The organism is Curvibacter sp. GW821-FHT09D12 (genome assembly GCF_059416245.1).
Genome location: NZ_JBWKOU010000002.1, coordinates 384090 through 402880, shown reverse-complemented (window position 1 = coordinate 402880; position 18791 = coordinate 384090). Strand labels below are relative to the sequence as shown.

The window sequence follows — 18791 nt, the reverse complement described above, 5'->3', positions numbered from 1 at the left end:
GGCTCCAGCCTTTCATTCATGAAACATTAAGGTGCAGGCCCTAGGCTCGGAAGCTCGCTCCAGAATATGCCCATGAACCTCCGCCACTCCTTCCTGCGGGCCACCCAGCCCGCTCTGCGAACCCTGCGCTCGCGGCACACCCTGGCTGCCGGCCTCACCCTGGGCCTGTTGGCGGGGGTGCCGTCTCAGGCCGCAGAACTGCTCAAGCTCAGCCCGGCCCAGGCCGAGGCCGCCCAACTGCGCACCCAGCCCGCCCAGACGGCCAGCGCCGCCAACACCGGCGCCAACCTGGTGTTGCAAGGCACGGTGATGCTGCCCAGCCAGGCCACCGACCTGGTCAGCGCCCCGGTGGCTGGCGTGGTCCAGGCCGTGTTGGTCAGCCCCGGCCAGAGCGTGCGCGCCGGCACGCCAGTGGCCCGACTGCTCAGCCCGCAACTGGTGGAATGGCAGCGCGACTGGCTGCAGGCCGACACCCAGGCCCAGTTGGCGCGCGAACGCCTGCAACGTGACGAGCAACTGTTTGCCGAGGGCATCATCGCCGAGCAACGCCTGCGCGAAACCCGCGGCCAGGCCCGCATGGCCCAGGTCACGCTGGACGAGCGCAGCCAGGCGCTGCGCCTGGCCGGCGTGTCGGCCCAGCAACTCAAACACCCGGCACTCGACGCCAGCCTCACCCTGGTGGCCCCCGCCAGCGGTACCGTGCTGGAACTCTCGGCCACCCCGGGCCAGCGCCTGGACGCCGGCATGCCGGTGGCCAAGCTCGCGCGCGCCGGCCTGCTCAGCATCGAGGTGCAGGCCAGCCAGCAGCAACTGGGCTGGCTCAAGGTGGGTGACGCCCTGAAGGTCGACGGCTGCAAGACCCCGGCCCGCCTGGCCGCCATCACGCCCCAGGTCAGCAGCGCCAGTCAGGCCGCACTGTTGCGTGCCGATTTCAGCGGCAGCGAGAACTGCCTGCGCGTGAACCAGTTCGTGCAACTGCACGCGGCTGCGACGCTGCCGGCCAGCGGCGCCATCAGCGTGCCCACCGCCGCCCTGGTGCAGCATGAAGGCCAGCCCCATGTGTTCGTGAAACGGGCCCAGGGCTACGAACCCGTGGCCGTGCGCACCGGCGCTGCCGGGGGCACGCAGATCACCGTGCTCAGCGGCCTGAAGGCCGGCGACGAAGTGGTGGTGCAAGGCACCGCAGCCCTGAAGGGCCTGTGGCAGGGGCTGGGCCTTGAAGGTGCACCGGCAGAAGCGCCCACCACCCCGACCAAGGCCAAATGATGCTGGCCCGTCTGATTGCCCTGGCGCTGTCGCAGCGCCTGTTCACCCTGGTACTGACCCTGGGCCTGATCGGCGCCGGCCTGCTGGCCCTGCGTGACCTGCCGATCGACGCCTTTCCGGATGTGTCGAGCACCCAGGTCAAGATCATCCTGAAAGCCCCCGGCATGACGCCGGCCGAGGTCGAGTCCCGCATCGTGGCCCCGCTCGAACAAGAGCTGCTGGGCATTCCCAAGCAAGTCATGCTGCGCTCCAGCAGCAAGTACGCGATTGCCGACATCACCCTCGACTTTGCCGATGGCACCGACATCTACTGGGCGCGCCAGCAGGTCAGTGAACGGCTGAACGGCGTGATGGGCGAACTGCCCCCGGGCATCGGTGGCGGACTGGCCCCCATCACCACCCCGCTGGGCGAGATGTTCATGTTCACGCTGGAGGGCGAGGCCAGCCTGGCCGAGCGCCGCATCGTGCTGGACACCCTGATCCGCCCACGCCTGCGTGGCATCAACGGCGTGGCCGATGTCAACTCGCTGGGCGGCATGGTGCAGACCTTCGAGGTGGTGCCCGACATGGCGGCCCTGTCGGCCCGCCACATCGCGCTGAGCCAGTTGCAAACTGCCCTGGAGGGCAACAACCGCAACGACGGCGCGGGCCGCCTGCAGGCCGGCGAAGAATCACTGCTGGTGCGCAGCGAGGGCAGCATCCGCAGCCTGGACGATGTGCGCGCCATCGCCATCACGGCGCGTGACGGCCAGTCGGTGCGCGTCGGCGACCTGGCCACCGTGCGCCTGGGCGAGCTGGCCCGCTACGGTGCCGTGACACGCAACGGCACCGGCGAAACCGTGCAGGGCCTGGTGCTGGGCCTGCGCGGCGCCAATGCCCGCCAGCTGGTGCGGGAGGTGCGTGCCACCCTGGATGCCCTGGGCCCCACCCTGCCACCGGGCATCACCATCGTGCCCTTCTACGACCGTGGCCAACTGGTCGATCGTGCCGTGGGCACCGTCACCAAGGCCCTGGGCGAAGCCATCGTGCTGGTGCTGATCCTGCTGCTGCTGTTCCTGGGCAACCTGCGCGCCGCGCTGGTGGTGGCCCTGATCCTGCCGCTGTCGGCCCTGGCCACCTTTGTGCTGATGCAGCAGTGGGGCCTGTCGGCCAACCTGATGTCGCTGGGCGGCCTGGCGATCGCCATCGGCATGCTGGTGGATGCCGCGGTGGTGGTGGTCGAGAACATCGAGGCTCGCCAGAGCAGCCTGCATGGGCCGGCCCTGGCCCTGCCCAACCGGCACCATGTCTACCGTGCCACCGTCGAGGTGGCGCAGCCGGTGGGCGCGGGCGTGGCCATCATCATGATCGTGTTCCTGCCCCTGCTCACGCTGCAGGGCCTGGAGGGCAAGCTGTTCAGCCCTGTGGCTCTGACCATCGTGTTCGCGCTGGGGGCCTCCCTGCTGCTGTCGCTGACCGTGATCCCGGCACTGGCCTCGTGGCTGCTGCGCCTGCCCCAGCCCGGGCACAAACCCCACCAGGCCCCCTGGCTGGTGCGGCGACTGGAGGCGCACTACACCCCGATGCTCGACTGGGCACTGGGCCACGGCAAGAGCGTGGTGCTGGGCTCGGTGCTGGCCCTGGCTGGCGCGCTGGCGGTGTTTCCGCTGCTGGGCAAATCGTTCATGCCTTCGCTCGATGAGGGTGACGTGATCCTGCAGATCGAAAAGCTGCCGTCGATCTCGCTGGACTCGTCGAGTGCCACCGACCTGGAGCTGCAGCGCCGCGTCCTGAAGGCCGTGCCCGAGGTCTCGGGCATCGTGGCCCGGGTGGGTGCCGACGAACTGGGCCTGGACCCCATGGGCTTCAACGACACCGACACCTTCCTGGTGCTCAAGCCCCGCGACAGCTGGCGCTTTGCCAGCAAGGACGCGCTGATCGATGCCCTGCGCGAAGCGGTGGCTCCGGTGCCCGGCATCAACCTCAGCTTCACCCAGCCCATCGAGATGCGCACCTCCGAGATGCTGTCGGGTGTGCGCGGTGATCTGGCCATCAAGGTGTTCGGCCCCGACCCACAGGAGCTGGCCCGCCTGGCCACGCAGGTGGTGCAGGTGGTGCAGGGCGTGCCCGGCAGCGAAGATGTGATCACCGCGCAGAACGAGGGCGTGCAGTACCTCAGCGTGGCCATCGACCGGGCCGCCGTGGGCCGCCTGGGCCTGTCCGTCGAGCAGGTGCAGAACGACCTGCGCGCCCTGCTCGAAGGTCGGCGCAGCGGCACCGTGGTGCAGGGCATCCGGCGCGTGCCGTTGATGATCCGCGGCAGCGATGCGCTGCGCATGGCCCCCGAGCAGTTTGCCCAGCTGCGCCTGCCCCTGCCCGATGGCGCCTCGGTGCCCCTGAGCCAGGTGGCCGACATCCGCGTGGTGGATGGCCCGGTGAAGATCGACCGCGAAAAATCCATGCGCATGTCCGTGGTGCGCGCCAATGTGCGTGACCGTGATCTGGTCGGCTTTGTGGACGACGCCAAGGCCGCGGTGGCACGCGAGGTCAAGCTGCCCCCCGGCTACCTGCTGGCCTGGGGTGGCCAGTTCGAGAACCAGCAACGCGCGGCGGCCCGTCTGAGCGTGGTGGTGCCGGTGGCCCTGGCCCTGATCCTGCTGGTGCTGTTCGCCACCCTGGGCCAATTGCGCCAGGCCCTGCTGGTGTTTGCCAACATCCCCTTTGCCCTGGTCGGTGGTGTGTATGCCCTCGGCGCTACCGGTGAGTATCTTTCGGTGCCGGCCTCGGTGGGCTTCATCGCGCTGATGGGCATTGCCGTGCTCAACGGCCTGGTGCTGGTGACCTGCTTCAACCAGCTCGCCGAACGCCACCTGCCGATCGACGAGGTGGTGCGCCAGGGTTGCCTGCGCCGCCTGCGCCCCGTGCTCATGACCGCCAGCATCACCGGCCTGGGCCTGGTGCCCCTGCTGCTGGCCACCGGACCGGGCTCGGAGATCCAGCGCCCCCTGGCCATCGTGGTCATGGGCGGGCTGTTCAGCGCCACGGTGCTGACCCTGTTCCTGCTGCCACTGCTGTACCGTCACTTTCACCGGCCCTCGCGCCAGGCCCTCGCATGAGCCCTGAAACCCTTTCTGCCCCCCTGCTGACAGCACCCTCTTCCGTGCCGATGTGCCTGCTGACGCTGTCGCTGCCCCAGGCCCTGGAGGAAACCCTGCTCGACGCCTTGCAGGCCCTGCCCGAACACCCCGGCCCCTACACCGTGCTGCAAGGCCACAGCCTGGGCGCCGGCGTGGACCTGCCCAGTGCCATGGAGCAGGTGAAAGGCCGGGCCCGGCGCACCCTGGTGCTGACCGTGCTGGCCGCGAGCACGGTGCCGGCCCTGATCCAGGCCTTGCAGGCCAGCGTGCCCCACCCCGACATCAGTTGGTGGACTGCACCGCTGTTGCAACACGGGAGGCTGGCATGACACGCGCATCCATCAGCCCCCCACGCCTGCTGGTGCTGGCCCTGTGCACCGCACTGAGCCTGCCGGCCTTCGCCGACACGCCGCCAGGCCCGGCCCACACCGACCCCGCCGCCACGCTGGAGCGGGTGCCCCTGCCCTGGGCTGGCCGACTGCAGAACGTGCTGCCCCCCGAAGAGCGCGTGCGCGCCATGCTGCTGCGCCAGCCCATGGTGCAGGCGGCGCGCGCCAACGTCGATGCCGCCGCCGGGCGGCAGGCCCGGCTGAACGCCGGCCCGCACGAGTGGACGTTCAAGGCCGGCGTGCAGCAACGCCGTGAAATGCCTGGGCCGCGCTACCGCGAAACCGAACTGGCCCTGGAACGCGGCCTGCGCCTGCCGGCCAAACTCGATGCCGATCAGGCCCTGGGCCGCAATGAGGCCGAGGTCGGGATGCTGGCGTTTGAAGACACCTGGCACGAATCTGCCCGCGCCCTGCTCAAGGCCTGGTTCGACGCGCTGCGCGAAGCCCGCACCCTGCAGGTCCTGCGCGAGCAGGTGGCCCTGGCCGAGCAACAACGCTCGGTGGCACAGCGGCGCCTGCAGGCGGGCGAGGCCGCCCGGCTGGAGCTGCTGCAGGCCGAGGCCGATGTGGGCCGGGCCCAGGCCGCAGCCCAGCAATCGGGCACCCGGCTGCGCGCCCTTCAAGCCGACCTGCGCTTGCGCTACCCCGATGTGCAAGCCGGGCTGGAGCCGACCTCCAGCGGTCTTCCCGCGCCTGCCGGGCTGGCTGAGACCGCCCAGCAGTGGGTAGAGCGGGTGCTCTCCGACAACCACGAGTTGGAACTGGCCGAAGCCCAGGCGCGCCACGCCGAACTGGTGGCCCGCCGGGCCGGGCTGGACCGGCAGGGCGACCCGGTGCTGGGCGTGCGCGCCTCGCGCGAGCGCGGCGGCCAGGAGCAGGTGCTGGGCGTGTATGTGTCGCTGCCCTGGGGCGGCGCCGGGCGCCGGGCCGACGAGCAGACCGCCCTGGCCCTGGCCGAGATGGCCCGCCAGAAGGTGGACGAGGTGCGCCAGCGCGTGGGCTCGGAAGCCTGGCGCGTGGCCATCAATGCGGTGGAAGGTGAAGCCAGCTGGCAGGCCCTGGAGGCCGCCTGGCAACGCATGGACCAGAGCGCCCGCCTGGCCGGGCGGGCCTACAGCCTGGGTGAATTGCCGCTGGGCGACGCCCTGCAGGCCCGCCGGCTGGCCCTGGAGGCCCGGCTGAATGCCGACGCGGCCCGGCTGGACATCCTGGAAAGCCAGAGCCGCCTGCTGCTGGACGCCCACCAGATGTGGACGCCGCCCGGGCACGGCGGTTGAGTCAGGGCTTGTGGACAGGCCCTGACCGGGCGTTCAGCCCAGGCCCACCGGGCTGGGCGCCCGCATCACGATGCGGGTGAACAGTCGGTCGTAGGCCGGGTCGCGAAGGCTGGGGTTGACCAGCGGGTCGGCATTGCTCAGGAAGGCCTCGTCCAGGGCCTTCCAGTCGCCCTCGTCGAGCACCTTGCGGGCTTCGGGAATGATCACGGTCTCTTCAAGCCGCATGTGATCGAGGTAAAAATCGATGTAGCGGCGCAACTCGTCTTCGAAGCGCTTGCGGCGGCCGTCGCCCATCAGCTCCCAGGCCAGCAGCAGGTGCTGCAGCTCGCGCACCGCGGTCTCGCCCTTCATGTGGTCGCGCTCCAGTTGCTCGACCACCGTCATCACATGCGGCGAATGCCGCGCCACCCGCGGAAACAACAGGTCCGACTCTTTCGGGTGGTGCAGGCGTTCGGGGAACTCATCGATGTAGAACAGCATCGCCCGCATGACGTCAAAGAAGCTTTCTGGCTCGTCACCCGGCCCCCGGTCGAGCATCATCAGCATGGAGCGCAGCATGGCCGCCAGCGCCGTGTGTTCTTCCTGGATGACCTTGATGCATTCTTGTGCCATGGTGTGCCCCGGGGTGTCTGTGAGAAGAGCACGAGCGTGCCACGCCGCCCGGCGCAAGTCCCTGACCCAGATCAAGTGCCACGCCTCAAAGCGAGGCGCCAGGCTCGATCAGCAGCTCCGGGGGCAGCACGATGCCCGCCTTCAGGCCTTGCCCGTCCGGGCCCCGGCCCAGCTCGAAGCGCGCGCCCAGCAACTGCGCATAGCGCGACACGATGGCCATGCCCAAGCCCACGCCTTCGCCCATCCATTCGCGCTCCTCGCCCTGCACCCAACGCTGCAGGATCCGTTCGCGCTCGGCCCCCGGGATGCCGGGGCCGTTGTCGATCACCGACAGGTGCACCCCGTCGGCCTGGCGCTGCAACTCGACGGTGATGCTGCCGCCCTCGCCCGAGGCCGGTCGCCCATAGCGCAGGGCGTTGTCCAGCAGGTTGTTGAGAATGCCTTCCAGCAGCGTAGGGTGGCCCATCACGCGCAGCGGCTCATCGAGCCCGCGCCCGCCCAGGTCGATGCCGGCGGCATCGGCACGCGGCAGCAGGCGCAGCACCGCATCGCGTACCAGCTCATCGAGGGCCACCGGCACGGCCTGCATCTGGGTGCGGGCCTCGTCGGCCAGGGCCAGGGCCAGCAGTTGATCGACCAGGTGGCTGGCACGGGCCTCGCTGCCCACGATGCGCTGCAACTGCATGCGCCAGGCCTCGGGCTCGCGCTGGGCCAGGCCATATTCGGCCAGGGCCCGGATGCCGGCCAGCGGGGTGCGCAGCTCATGCGCCACGTTGCCGGCAAACTCACGCTGGGCCTGCACGCCGCGGGCCACCCGGGCCAGCAGGGCATTGAGCGAATCCTCCAGCAGGTGCACATCTCGGGTGTTGGCCTGCACCTGCAAAGGCGTCAGGTCCTGGGCGTTGCGCTGGCCCAGCGCCTGCTGCAGGCGGGCCAGGGGCTGCAACTCGGCGCGGATGGCGCGCCCCAGCCAGGCCGCCAGCAGCACCAACAGCAGCACCTCAGGGATCACCGAGTACAGCAGCAGGTTGCGCAGCAGTGCGCTGCGGCTCTGCGTGGTCTGGGCCATGATGACCTCGAAGGCCAGCGGCTCGGATCGGCGCAGGCGCACCGCCCGCAGCGGCTTGCCCTGGTAGTAGATGTCGGCAAAGCCATACACGGCTTCGTCGGTGTCGGAGATCGGCGGCATGTTGAGCCCCGAGTGCCCGGCCAGCAGGCTGCCGTCGGGCCGGCGTACCGCAAAGTACACGCTCTCAACCTGGTCGAACAGCACCGCCCGCACCTCGCGCGAAGACAGCATCAGCTCCAGACCGGCATCGTTGGCGCGCACATTGCTGGCCACCGAATACGCGTCATCCAGCAAAGACCGGTCGTAGGCCGCCTGGGTGAAATGGCGCGCCAGCGAGATCGAGACCACGGCCCCGGCCAGCCAGGTCAGGCCCAGGGGCAGCAACACATGGCGCAGCAGCCGCGAGCGCAGAGAAGGCAGGGCCAGGGTGGCCGCCCCGGCGGCGCCCGTCATGCCTCGGCCTCCAGCAGGTAGCCCAGGCCGCGCAGGGTGCGGATGCTGGCACCGCTGCCCACCAGCTTTTTGCGCAGCCGCGAGATGAAGGCCTCCAGGGCGTTGTCGGCCAGGGCTTCGTCAAAGCCCGACAGCTTGTCAGCCAGGGTGCGTTTGCTGACCACCCGGCCCGGTGGGGTCATCAGCTCCCACAGCACCTCGAACTCGCGCGCGGGCAGCTCGAACCAGTCGCCCTGCAGGCTCAGGCGGCGCGCCTTGCGGTCCAGCGTCAGGGTGCCCACGGTGGTGATGTCCTGGGTGCCCTGGCTGCGCCGCACCAGGGCCCGCAAGCGGGCCTCGACCTCGGCCAGGTCAAAGGGCTTGCCCAGGTAGTCGTCGGCCCCGGCATCCAGGCCGGCGATGCGCTCCTCGGTGCGGTCACGGGCCGTCAGCACCAGCACCGGCACCTGGTCCCCGCGGGCCCGGGCGGCCCGCAGCAGGGTCAGGCCGCTGCCCAGGCCCTGGCCCACCTGGCCCACGGGCAGGTTCAGATCGAGCAGCACCGCATCAAACAGCTGGATGCGCCAGAAATGGTCGGCCTCACCCAGTGTGGCGGCCTCATCCACCCGGTGGCCCGCCTCGCTCAGGCTGCGCACCATCACGTCCCGGAGCACGGCGTCGTCTTCAATCACCAGAATTCGCATGCTTGTCATTCCTGAATGGCAGGATGCAAGCCTACCCCGATTCGCCCACCTTGCCTGCGCCAAGGTGTTCGGCGGCACGAGGCAAACGCCGTCCCCCCGGTTGACCGGTCTGCCCAAGACCATTGGCGCTCCGTGAACCTGGGGAAAACACCCAAAAGTCAGGTCCTGGTCAGGTTCAGGTCAGGGACCATGAGGCATAAGCTGTAACGATGAGCATCCGACAGATTTCCATGGCCGTGACGCTGGCCTGTGCCTGCGTCACGGCCGCGCTGGCCCAGACGGCCGCGCCCACCCCCTCCGTGCTGCGCCTGGAGCAGGTGTTGCAGGGGGCCCGCAACAACCTTGACGTGCAGTTCTCCAACGAGCTGGCAGCGGCGGCGCGGGCCGACATCGTCAGCGCCGACCACGCCCCGCTGCCGGTGCTGACCACCAAGGCCAGCCAGATGGACCTGCAGCATGGGTTGGGCAGCGGCAGCGTGCTCAATGAGAAGCGCATCGACAAAAGCGTCGGCCTGGACTGGACCTGGGAACGCGGCAACAAGCGGGCCTTGCGCACGCTGTCGGCGCAACGTGCGGCGGATGCGGCCCAGGCCGATGTGGACGACACCCGGGTGCTGCAACTGCAAGCCGGGCTGACTGGCTTCTACGATCTGTTGGCGGCCCAGGAGCGGCTGGCCGAAGTGCGCGCCATCAGCCAGAGCGCCAGCCAGCTGGCCGGCACCGCGGCCCAGCGCGTGCGCGCCGGCGACCTGGCAGCCCAGGATGCCGCCCGCACCGAGATCGAGGCCCAGCGCGCCCAGGGTGATGTGCGCCTGGCCGAGCTGGAGCGCCAACGTGCCGGCGCGGCCCTGAGCCAGGTGCTGGGCCGCAGCACGGCCACCGCGCTGGAAGTAGCCCCCGACTGGCCGGCCCTGACCCCACCAGACACCGGCACCGACCTGGCGGCCGTGGTCGATGCCCGCGCCGATGTGCGCGCCGCCCAGGCCCGCGTGGATGCCGCGCAGTCCGCGCTGGACAACGCCCAGGCACTGACCCGCAGCGACATCACCGTGGGGGCCTCGCTGGACCACTACCCCGGCACCTCGACCCGCCTGCTGGAGCTGCGCCTGCAGATGCCGCTGCAGACCCACTACGCCTACCAGGGCGAGATCGCCCGCGCCCTGGCGGGCCTGAACCAGGCCCGCACCCTGCTCGAACGCGTGCGCCTGAACGCCTTGCTGGAGCTGCAAAGCCTGCAGCAAAGCCTGCTGGGCACCCTGGCCCAGGCCCGCAGCTACGAGACCGAGATCCTGCCGCGCGCGCGCCAGGTGGCGGCCGGCGCCGAGCTGGCCTACAGCAAAGGTGCCATCCCGCTGGTGGATCTGCTCGATGCTCGCCGGACGCTGCGTGCCACCCTGATCGAAGCCGTCAACGCGCGCGCCGAGCACGCCCGTGCCCAAGGCCTGTGGCTGTTGCGCACCCAACCCCAGCGCCTGCTGGCCACCCCCTGATTCACACGGCCCCCTTTCACGGCGCCCCAACCCACTCCTGCCTACCCCATGCGCAAGCTCCCACTCCATCGCCTCTGCACCCTCGCTGTTCTGACCAGCGCGCTGCTGTCGGCCTGCGGCCCAGCCCCCACGCCCAATGCCGCCCCGCAACCCGCCACCCCCATCGTGCAGGGCCAGCAGTTGCGCTTTCCGGCCGGTCACCCCCAACTGGCCCTGCTGCCCACCCAGGCCGCCCGGCCCGCCCAGGACATCACGGTCGAACTGCCCGCGCGCATGGTCTGGAATGAAGAACGCACCCAGCGCATCTACCCCGCCTTTGCCGGCCGGGTCACCCGCATCGATGCCGACGTGGGCCAACGCGTGCAGCCCGGCTCGGCCCTGGCCCATCTGGCTTCGCCCGATTTCGGCCAGGCCCAGGCCGACACCGCGCGCGCCCAGGTCGATGCCCGCCTGATGAACCAGGCCGTGCAGCGCCAGCGCGAACTGTTTGCCGCCGGCATCATTGCGCGCAAGGATCTGGAGCAAAGCGAGGCTGACGCCTCGCGCGCCCAGGCCGAAGTGGCCCGCGCCCAGGCCCGCACCGCCCTGTATGGCGGCTCGGCCCAGGTCAACCAACAGCTCAGCCTGAGCAGCGGCATCGCCGGTGTGGTGGTGGAGCGCAACCTCAACCCCGGCCAGGAACTGCGGCCCGACCAATCGGGGCCCGGCGTACCGGCCCTGTTCGTGGTCAGCGACCCAGCCTCGCTGTGGGTGCAGATCGATGCCCGCGAGATCGACACCGGCATCCTCAAGCCCGGTGCCAGCTTCGAGCTGGAAGTGGCGGCCTACCCAGGCACCCTGTTCCAGGGCAAGGTGCTGGCAGCGTCCGATTTCATCGACCCCAGCACCCGCACCATCAAGGTCCGTGGCCTGGTGGCCAATGCCGACCGGCGCCTGAAAGCCGAGATGCTGGCCACCGCCCGCGTGCACCAGACCTTCAGCAGCGGTGTGGTCGTACCCGCGGCCGCCATCACCCTCAATGGCACCCACCATGCGGTGTTCGTGCAGACCCAACCCGGGGTGTTCGAGCCGCGTGACGTCACCCTGGTGCACCAGGGGCCCAAAGAGGTCGTGGTGAGCAAGGGCCTGCAGGCCGGCGAGTTGGTGGTGTCGGACAACGCCCTGCTGCTGGCACGCCAGTTCCACGTGGCCCAGGAAGACTCGATCGGCCGCAGCGACAGCCCGAAGAGCGCCCCCGCCACTGAAGGCAAAGAGAGCACCGGCAAAGGGAACGCCCCATGAGACGCCTGATCCAGTACGCGCTCTACCAACCGCTGTTCATCGTCCTGGGCACCCTGCTGTTTGCCCTGGCCGGGGTGATCGCCTTCAAGAACCTGTCGGTCGAGGCCTTTCCCGACGTCACCGACACCCAGGTCACGGTGATCACGCTGTTCCCGGGGCGGGCCGCCGAAGAGGTGGAAAAGCAGGTCACGCTGCCGATCGAGGTGGCCCTGTCGGGGCTGCCGAATTCGATCCGTGTCTTCTCGCACACCCAGTTCGGGCTGAGCTTCATGGTCGTCACCTACGACGACAAGGCCGATGTGAACCTGGTGCGCCAGCAGGTCAGTGAGCGCCTGCGCGGCGTGGACCTGCCCGCCGGCGTCGAGGCCGAGATCGCGCCCAACGCCACCCCCGTGGGTGAAATCATGCGCTACCGCCTGCGCGGCGACGGGCTGAGCACCACCGACCTGCGCACCCTGGAAGACTGGGTGGCCGAACGTGCGCTGCGCCAGGTGCCCGGCGTGGCCGATGTGGTGGCGATGGGCGGTTCGATCAAGCAGTACGAGGTGCAACCCGACCTGGACAAGCTGCGCGCCTACCGCCTCAACTTCCAGAACCTGCTCGATGCCCTGGGGCGCGGCAACTCGAACGCGGGCGGCAGCTATGTGGCCCAGGGGGCTCAGCAGTACACCATCCGCGGCCTGGGCCTGCTCAAGTCGTCGGAAGACATCGGCCGCATCGTGGTGGCCGCACGCAACGGCACCCCGATCCTGATCCGCGACATCGCGCAGGTGAAGATCGGCGCCGTGCCCCGTCTGGGCGTGGTCGGCCAGGACCTGGACGACGACGTGGTGACCGGCATCGTGATCATGCGCAAGGGCGAGAACCCGAGCGTGGTGCTCAAGGGTGTGAAAGACAAGATCGCCGAGCTCAATGAGCGCGGCCTGCCCCCGGGCGTGAAGATCGAGCCCTTCTACGACCGCACCTGGCTGATGGACAAGACCCTCACCACGGTGTTCCGCAACCTGGTCGAGGGCGCGGTGCTGGTGTCGCTGGTGCTCTACATCTTCCTGTCCAACCTGCGCGCCAGCCTGGCCGTGGTGGTGGTGATCCCGCTGGCCCTGTTGGCCACCTTCATGGGCCTGAAGATCATGGGCGTACCGGCCAACCTGCTGAGCCTGGGGGCCATGGACTTCGGCATCATCGTCGACGGCGCCGTCATCGTGATCGAGAACATCCTGCACCGGCTGGCGCAGAACCGCGAGGACATGCCCGATTCGGAGCGCAAGCAGACCATCATCGACGCGGCCAACGAAGTGGGCCGCCCCACGCTGTTCTCGATGCTGATCATCATTGCCGCGCACATCCCCATCTTTGCGCTGCAGCGCCACGAAGGCCGCATCTTCCAGCCCATGGCCTTGTCGGTGACCACGGCCCTGATCGGCTCGCTGGTGTTCTCGCTCACCCTGGTGCCGCTGCTGGCCTACTGGATGCTGCGCCGCAAACTGCCCCACCACGACAACCGCGTGGTGACCGCCGCCAAGGGCTTGTATGAACCCGTGCTGGGCTGGGCGCTGAACCACCGCCGCAAGGTGCTGGGCATTGCCGTGGCGGCCTTCGCCATGTCGGGCGTGGTTGCCTCGCGCCTGGGTTCGGAGTTCCTGCCCGAACTCAACGAGGGCACGACCTGGATCAACTTCGCGCTGTCACCCAACGTGTCGACCGAAGAGGCCGCGCGCATCCTGCGCATGGCTCGCAAGGCCTTGCTGACCGTGCCCGAGGTGCGCACCACCGTGTCCAAGGCCGGCCAGCCCGAAGACGGCACCGATCCCAAGACCATCAGCATGGCCGAGATCTTTGTGGACTTGAAGCCCGAGCACGAATGGCGTGCCGGCATGACGCACGACAAGATCATTGACGAGATGGACCACGCCCTGTCGGCCATCCCCAGCATCGACCCGGCCTTCTCGCAGCCGATCCGCGACAACGTGCTCGAATCGATCTCCCAGATCAAGGGGCAGATCGTGATCAAGCTCGCGGGTGACGACCTGGCCGAGATGCGCCGCATCACCGAAGCCATCACGCGTGAGGTCAAGCAGGTGCAGGGGGTGTCGCGGGCCGAGATCGACCGCGACGGCCAGGTGCCGCAGTTGTTGATCGACATCGACCGCGACCGGGCCGCCCGCTACGGCCTCAACGTGGGCGACATCCAGGACGTGATCGAGGCCGCCCTGGCCGGCAAGGCCGCCACCAGCCTGTGGGAAGGCGAGCGCAAGTTTGCCGTGGCCGTGCGCCTGCCCGCCGAAGACCGCCTGGTGGCCAAGCTGGAACGCACCCCCATCCCCACGGCCGACGGTGGCTATGTGCAACTGGGCGCGGTGACGCACATCACCGAAACCAGCGGCGCCATGAACATCGCCCGTGAGGCCGGCCGGCGCACCACCGCCATCGGCATCTTCATCAAGGACCGCGACATGGGCTCGGTGGTGGCCGACATGAAGGCCCGGGTCGCCAAGATCGACATCCCGGCCGGCTATGTGGTGAACTGGTCGGGTGAGTTCGAAAACCAGGAACGCGCCATGAAGCGCCTGTCCGTGGTGGTACCGATTTCGCTGCTGCTGATCTTTGTGCTGCTGTTCGATGCCTTCAAATCCTTCAAGATGGCCTCGCTGATCCTGCTCAACGTGCCCTTGGCCCTGGTGGGCGGGTTTGTGGCACTTTGGATCTTCGGCATCCCGTTGTCGGTGTCAGCGGCCATCGGCTTCATTGCCCTGAGCGGCCAGGCCGTGCTCAACGGGGTGGTGATGCTCTCGGTGTTCCAGCAGTTGCGCAAGGCCGGCCACACGGTGTACGAAGCGGCCCGCATCGGTTCCATGCAACGCCTGCGCACCGTGCTCATGACGGCCATGCTGGCCGCCCTGGGCCTGCTGCCCATGGCACTGTCGCGTGAGATCGGCTCCGAAACCCAGCGCCCGCTGGCCATCGTGGTCATCGGCGGCCTGGTCACGGCCACTCTGCTCACCCTGGTCGTGCTGCCCTCGCTGTACGTGTCGTGGTTCTCGCGGGCCAAGAACGCCAAGACCAGCGAAGGTGCCTCCTGAAGGCCATGACCCAGGCTGCCCTGCCCAGTACGGCCGTGGTGTTGCTGCACGGCCTGTGCAGCACACCCGACGAGTTGCTGAGCGTGAACGGCCCCTTGCGTCAGTTGGGCTGCAGTGTGGTTCCCTTGCAGATCGCAGGCTATTCCTTCGATGCCGCGCACCCCGAGGCACCGGCCCAGCGCTTTGAGCACTGGGTCCGGGCCGTGCACGCCTGCGTGCGCCAGCAGCGCGAAAGCCACCAGCGCGTGGTGCTGGTCGGCATCTCGGCCGGGGCCGGCCTGGCCCTGAGTGCCGCCATGGACCCAGCCACCCCGGTGGACGGCCTGGTGCTGATGTCCACCACCCTGCGCTACGACGGCTGGGCCATTCCACCCTGGCATTTTCTGTTGCCGCTGGCGCTGTACACCCCGATCGGGCGACTGTGGCAGTACAAGGAAAAGCCCCCCTATGGGGTCAAGAACGAACGCATCCGGGCCTGGATCGCGCGCGAGCTGGAGAACCGGCGGGTATCACGTGCGGGCAGTGCTACCCTGGGCGTGAGCTACCTGCGCGAAAACGACCGGCTGCTGCGCCGCCTGCGCCGACATCTGGGCCAGGTCATCTGCCCCCACATCCTGGCTTTGCATGCAGAAGAAGACGAGGTTGCCAGCCCGGACAATCTGCGTCTGCTGGCAGTTGGACTATCATCCGCGCCTGTCTCACTCAAGACGGTTACCGTCAGAAACAGCTTTCACATGATCAGCATTGACAATGATCGTCAGCAAGTTGTACGCGAAACCGTCGATTTCGTGCGCTCGCTGCCCGCGAGCTCTCCTGTGCCCCCGATCTGAGCTGCCAGCCGCCTCCAACATGACTCCCGATATCGACCAGACCATTGCCCAGATCCTGGTGGACAAGTTCCACATCGAAGCCGAACGGGTCAAGCCCGACGCGGCCCTCGAGGACCTGGGTCTGGACTCGCTGGCCCTGATGGAATTCGTCTTCGCCATTGAAGACGCATTTCAGCTTCGCATTCCCGAAGAACGCCTGGACCCGCGCCAGGGTGGCATCACCCTGCAGCACCTGGCCGGCGTGATCCGCGAACACCTGGGCACCAGCCCTAAACCTGCAGGCGCATGAGCAGCACCGCAGCCCGCATCGGGGTAGCGGGCCTGGGGCTGATCAGCCCCCTGGGCCACACCCCGGAAGCCTTCCAGGCCAAAGTGATGGCCGGTGAGTCCGCGGTCGGCCCCTGGCTGCTCGACCTGCCGGGCATCGACCCGGTGATCCTGCCTCTGGCCCGCTGCGATTTCAACGACGGTGCGGTGCGCACCCCTTCACGGGTGCCGGCCGACCGTGGCACCTCGATGGCCCTGACGGCGGCCCAGTCGGCCTGGGCCGCCAGCGGGCTGGACATGGCGGGGCTCGATGCCGAGCGCGTCGGCCTGTACTGGGGCAGCGGCATGGCCGGTGCACACAGCTTCGACGCCAGTTGCCACACCTTGTACGGCGAGCACAAGCGCCTGCGCCCGACCACCGTGCTGAGCACCATGCCCAATGCCGCAGTGGCCGAGATCAGCCTGCAGCTCGGCATCCGCGGCCCCTCACTGACCTACGCCTGTGCCTGTGCCTCGTCGGCCGTGGCCATCGGCGAGGCCCTGCGTGCCCTGCGGGGCGGCTGGATCGATGTGGCGGTGGTGGGCGGCCATGAATCCATGCTCAGCCCCGGCGTGCTGGCCAGTTGGCAAGCCATGCGGGTCATGGCCCCGACCGGTCCTGAAGGCAGCCTGGCGGCCTCGGCCTGCCGCCCTTTCTCGGCCGACCGGCACGGGTTCGCCATGGGCGAAGGCGCTGCGGCCCTGGTGCTGGAAAGCCCGGTCCATGCCCTGGCCCGGGGTGCCCAGCACACGCTGTGCCTGTCAGGTTACGCCACCAACAGCGATGCCCGCCACATCAGCCAGCCCGATGCAGCCGGCCAGGTGCGCGCCATGCAGGCCGCCCTGCGTGATGCCGGCCTGCAGCCACAAGACATTGGCTACGTGAATGCCCACGGTACAGCCACCCAGGCCGGCGACCGTGCCGAGGCCGAATCGCTGCAAACGGTGTTCGGGGAACGAGGGGTGGCGGTCAGTTCCACCAAGGCCATTCATGGGCATCTGCTGGGGGCCGGTGGCGCCATGGAACTGGTGGTGGCGTTGCAAGCCCTGGCCACTGGCCAGGTGCCTCCCACCGCCCACCTCCACCAGGCTGACCCGGCCTTTGCACTGGACCTGATCGCCGGTGCAGCCCGCGCCGTGCCAGGCTTGCGCCACGCGATGTCGAATTCATTCGCCTTTGGCGGCACCAACGCCGTGCTGATTGCCAGCCTGGCTTGAAGAGTGCCGCGAACCGGCCCTGCGCGGGGCCAGTTCATGCCGGGTTCACATGCCCAGCAGATGGGGTTCGCCAGCCGACGAACCCAGGTAGCCGCCCCGGCGGCTGCTTTGGACCGCACTGGCGTGCTGATCGCTCAGGCGGAACTGGCGCACCACGCTGGCCAGGCGATCCGCCTGCTCACGCAGCGATTCGGCGGCGGCGGCCGACTGCTCGACCAGGGCCGCGTTCTGCTGGGTCATCTGATCGATCTGGTTCACGGACTGGTTCACATCGCCAATGCCGGTGGACTGCTCGGAGGCCGCGGCCGTGATCTCGCCGATGATGTCGCTCACGCGCTGCACGCCGGAAACGATCTCGTCCATGGCCGACCCCGCGTCTTCGACCAGCTTCACGCCGCCATCGACCGCGCTCACGCTGTTCTTGATCAAGCCCTTGATTTCGCTGGCGGCCTCGGCCGAGCGCTGGGCCAGGCCACGCACTTCGCTGGCCACCACGGCAAAGCCACGCCCCTGTTCCCCGGCACGGGCCGCTTCGACGGCTGCGTTCAGGGCCAGGATGTTGGTCTGGAAGGCGATGGTGTCGATCAGTCCGATGATGTCGTTGATCTTGCGGCTGGAGGCCGAGATCTCATGCATGCTGCTGATGGCCTGGCGCACCACCGAGCCGCCGCGCACCGCGGCGGTAGAAGCCGAACCCGAGAGCTGGTTGGCCAACTGGGCCGACGACGCCGTCTGCTGCACATTGCCCGTCAGGTTGCTGATGGACGACACCGTGGCCTGCACGTTGGATGCCGTCTGCTCGGTGCGGCCCGACAGATCCTGGTTGCCCGAGGCAATCTCATGGCTGGCAGTGGCAATGCTTTCGCTGGCGTCACGCACCTGCGACACCATGGAACCGAGCCCGGCCTGCATGTCGGCCAGGGCGTTCAGCAGATCGGTCACCTCGTCTTTGCCCTCGGCCTCGATGCGGCGCGACAGATCGCCCCCGGCAATGGCCTGCGCGGCCTGGCGGGCCACCTCCAGTGGGCGGCAGATCGAGTGCATGTTCAGCAGGGTCAGGGGCACCACCACGATCACCGTGATCACCACGGCTGCCGCAAACAGCAGTTGGGTCTGCTTGGACACCCGGGCCTGATCGGCCACGGCTTCATTGACCTGGGCCGTCAGGCTCTTTTCGATGGCGGCCACGGCCTTCTCAGCCTCGTCGTACTGGGCCACCGAGCGAGCGCTCATGCGGTTGGCAGTGGTCGCGGACTCATACCCGCCCGACTCCAGTTGATTGGCCACCGAGGCAAACTGATCTCGGTAGGCCACCAGCTTCTGGCCCACGGTTTCCAGTTCAGGCTTGTTGCCCATGGTTTCGCTGCTGGCCATGCGCTTGATCATCTGATCAGCCCGGCCCAGCGACTCCAGCCATTTGGCCCGCAGCTGCTTGACCTGCTCGGGCTTCTCGTACTGGATGATCATGTCTTTCTCGAACCGGCGGGCCTGCCCCAGCTCGGCGCGCAACTCCGCCAGATTGCCCATCGAGGCATAGGAGTGGGTCATGAAATCCTCACTCATGGTCTGGATGCGGAACATGCCCAGCATGCCGGCGCCGCCCAACAGACTCAAGAGTCCCAAGACCACCGCAATGGCGCCGATCATCCGGAAGCGGATGGTGAACAAGCGCATCAGCGCAAACACATTCATACAAGAACCTCCGGGTGGCACTCAGAAAT

General features: G+C 68.6%; 14 protein-coding genes. 10 read left to right on the top strand and 4 right to left on the bottom strand.

Annotated elements, in window-relative coordinates:
• The first annotated feature begins 72 nt into the window (after positions 1 to 72).
• Genes AC07PT_RS04305 through AC07PT_RS04290 form a run of 4 tightly spaced genes read left to right on the top strand, consistent with a single transcriptional unit; the run spans position 73 to position 6048 of the window.
• Positions 73 to 1266 (top strand): efflux RND transporter periplasmic adaptor subunit, encoded by a 1194-nt coding sequence (locus AC07PT_RS04305; protein ID WP_492349488.1) that lies wholly within the window; start codon positions 73 to 75, stop codon positions 1264 to 1266.
• Positions 1266 to 4361 carry an efflux RND transporter permease subunit gene (locus tag AC07PT_RS04300; RefSeq protein WP_494655884.1) on the top strand — a complete coding sequence of 1032 codons (3096 nt, stop codon included), beginning with the start codon at positions 1266 to 1268 and terminating at the stop codon, positions 4359 to 4361. Before AC07PT_RS04305 ends, AC07PT_RS04300 begins: the two co-directional genes overlap by 1 nt.
• Complete coding sequence (locus tag AC07PT_RS04295) at positions 4358 to 4711, top strand: DUF3240 family protein (protein WP_492349486.1); 354 nt, start codon at positions 4358 to 4360, stop codon at positions 4709 to 4711. Before AC07PT_RS04300 ends, AC07PT_RS04295 begins: the two co-directional genes overlap by 4 nt.
• Positions 4708 to 6048, top strand: a complete 1341-nt coding sequence (locus AC07PT_RS04290; protein ID WP_494655883.1) for a TolC family protein — start codon at positions 4708 to 4710, stop codon at positions 6046 to 6048. The genes AC07PT_RS04295 and AC07PT_RS04290 overlap by 4 nt, the downstream gene beginning before the upstream one ends.
• A gap of 33 nt (positions 6049 to 6081) precedes the next feature.
• On the opposite strand, the gene AC07PT_RS04285 is transcribed toward AC07PT_RS04290, so the two are convergent.
• The 3 genes from AC07PT_RS04285 to AC07PT_RS04275 form a co-directional block, all read right to left on the bottom strand.
• On the bottom strand, positions 6082 to 6660 hold the full coding sequence (locus AC07PT_RS04285) for a hemerythrin domain-containing protein (protein ID WP_027474890.1): 579 nt from the start codon (positions 6658 to 6660) through the stop codon (positions 6082 to 6084).
• Between the two features lie 85 nt (positions 6661 to 6745).
• Complete coding sequence (locus AC07PT_RS04280; RefSeq protein ID WP_494655882.1) at positions 6746 to 8182, bottom strand: sensor histidine kinase; 1437 nt, start codon at positions 8180 to 8182, stop codon at positions 6746 to 6748.
• A complete protein-coding gene (locus AC07PT_RS04275; protein WP_492349483.1) occupies positions 8179 to 8865 on the bottom strand; it encodes a response regulator transcription factor in 687 nt (228 codons plus the stop codon). The genes AC07PT_RS04280 and AC07PT_RS04275 overlap by 4 nt, the downstream gene beginning before the upstream one ends.
• A 209-nt stretch (positions 8866 to 9074) precedes the next feature.
• On the opposite strand from AC07PT_RS04275, the gene AC07PT_RS04270 reads away from it, so the two are divergent.
• The 6 genes from AC07PT_RS04270 to AC07PT_RS04245 are packed head-to-tail and all read left to right on the top strand — an operon-like array spanning position 9075 to position 17070.
• Positions 9075 to 10355: a TolC family protein gene (locus AC07PT_RS04270; RefSeq protein ID WP_494655881.1), complete on the top strand. Its 1281-nt coding sequence runs from the start codon at positions 9075 to 9077 to the stop codon at positions 10353 to 10355.
• A gap of 48 nt (positions 10356 to 10403) precedes the next feature.
• Positions 10404 to 11636, top strand: coding sequence for an efflux RND transporter periplasmic adaptor subunit (locus tag AC07PT_RS04265; protein ID WP_492349481.1), 1233 nt, complete (start codon positions 10404 to 10406; stop codon positions 11634 to 11636).
• Positions 11633 to 14716: an efflux RND transporter permease subunit gene (locus tag AC07PT_RS04260; RefSeq protein ID WP_492349480.1), complete on the top strand. Its 3084-nt coding sequence runs from the start codon at positions 11633 to 11635 to the stop codon at positions 14714 to 14716. Before AC07PT_RS04265 ends, AC07PT_RS04260 begins: the two co-directional genes overlap by 4 nt.
• Before the next feature lie 5 nt (positions 14717 to 14721).
• Positions 14722 to 15546: an alpha/beta hydrolase gene (locus tag AC07PT_RS04255; protein WP_494655880.1), complete on the top strand. Its 825-nt coding sequence runs from the start codon at positions 14722 to 14724 to the stop codon at positions 15544 to 15546.
• Positions 15547 to 15565: 19 nt separating this feature from the next.
• A complete protein-coding gene (locus AC07PT_RS04250; protein WP_492349478.1) occupies positions 15566 to 15835 on the top strand; it encodes an acyl carrier protein in 270 nt (89 codons plus the stop codon).
• Positions 15832 to 17070 carry a beta-ketoacyl-[acyl-carrier-protein] synthase family protein gene (locus AC07PT_RS04245; RefSeq protein ID WP_494655879.1) on the top strand — a complete coding sequence of 413 codons (1239 nt, stop codon included), beginning with the start codon at positions 15832 to 15834 and terminating at the stop codon, positions 17068 to 17070. The genes AC07PT_RS04250 and AC07PT_RS04245 overlap by 4 nt, the downstream gene beginning before the upstream one ends.
• 45 nt (positions 17071 to 17115) lie before the next feature.
• Here the strand turns inward: AC07PT_RS04245 and AC07PT_RS04240 are convergent, their stop codons facing one another.
• A complete protein-coding gene (locus AC07PT_RS04240) occupies positions 17116 to 18762 on the bottom strand; it encodes a methyl-accepting chemotaxis protein (RefSeq protein ID WP_494655878.1) in 1647 nt (548 codons plus the stop codon).
• Between the last annotated feature and the right edge of the window lie 29 nt (positions 18763 to 18791).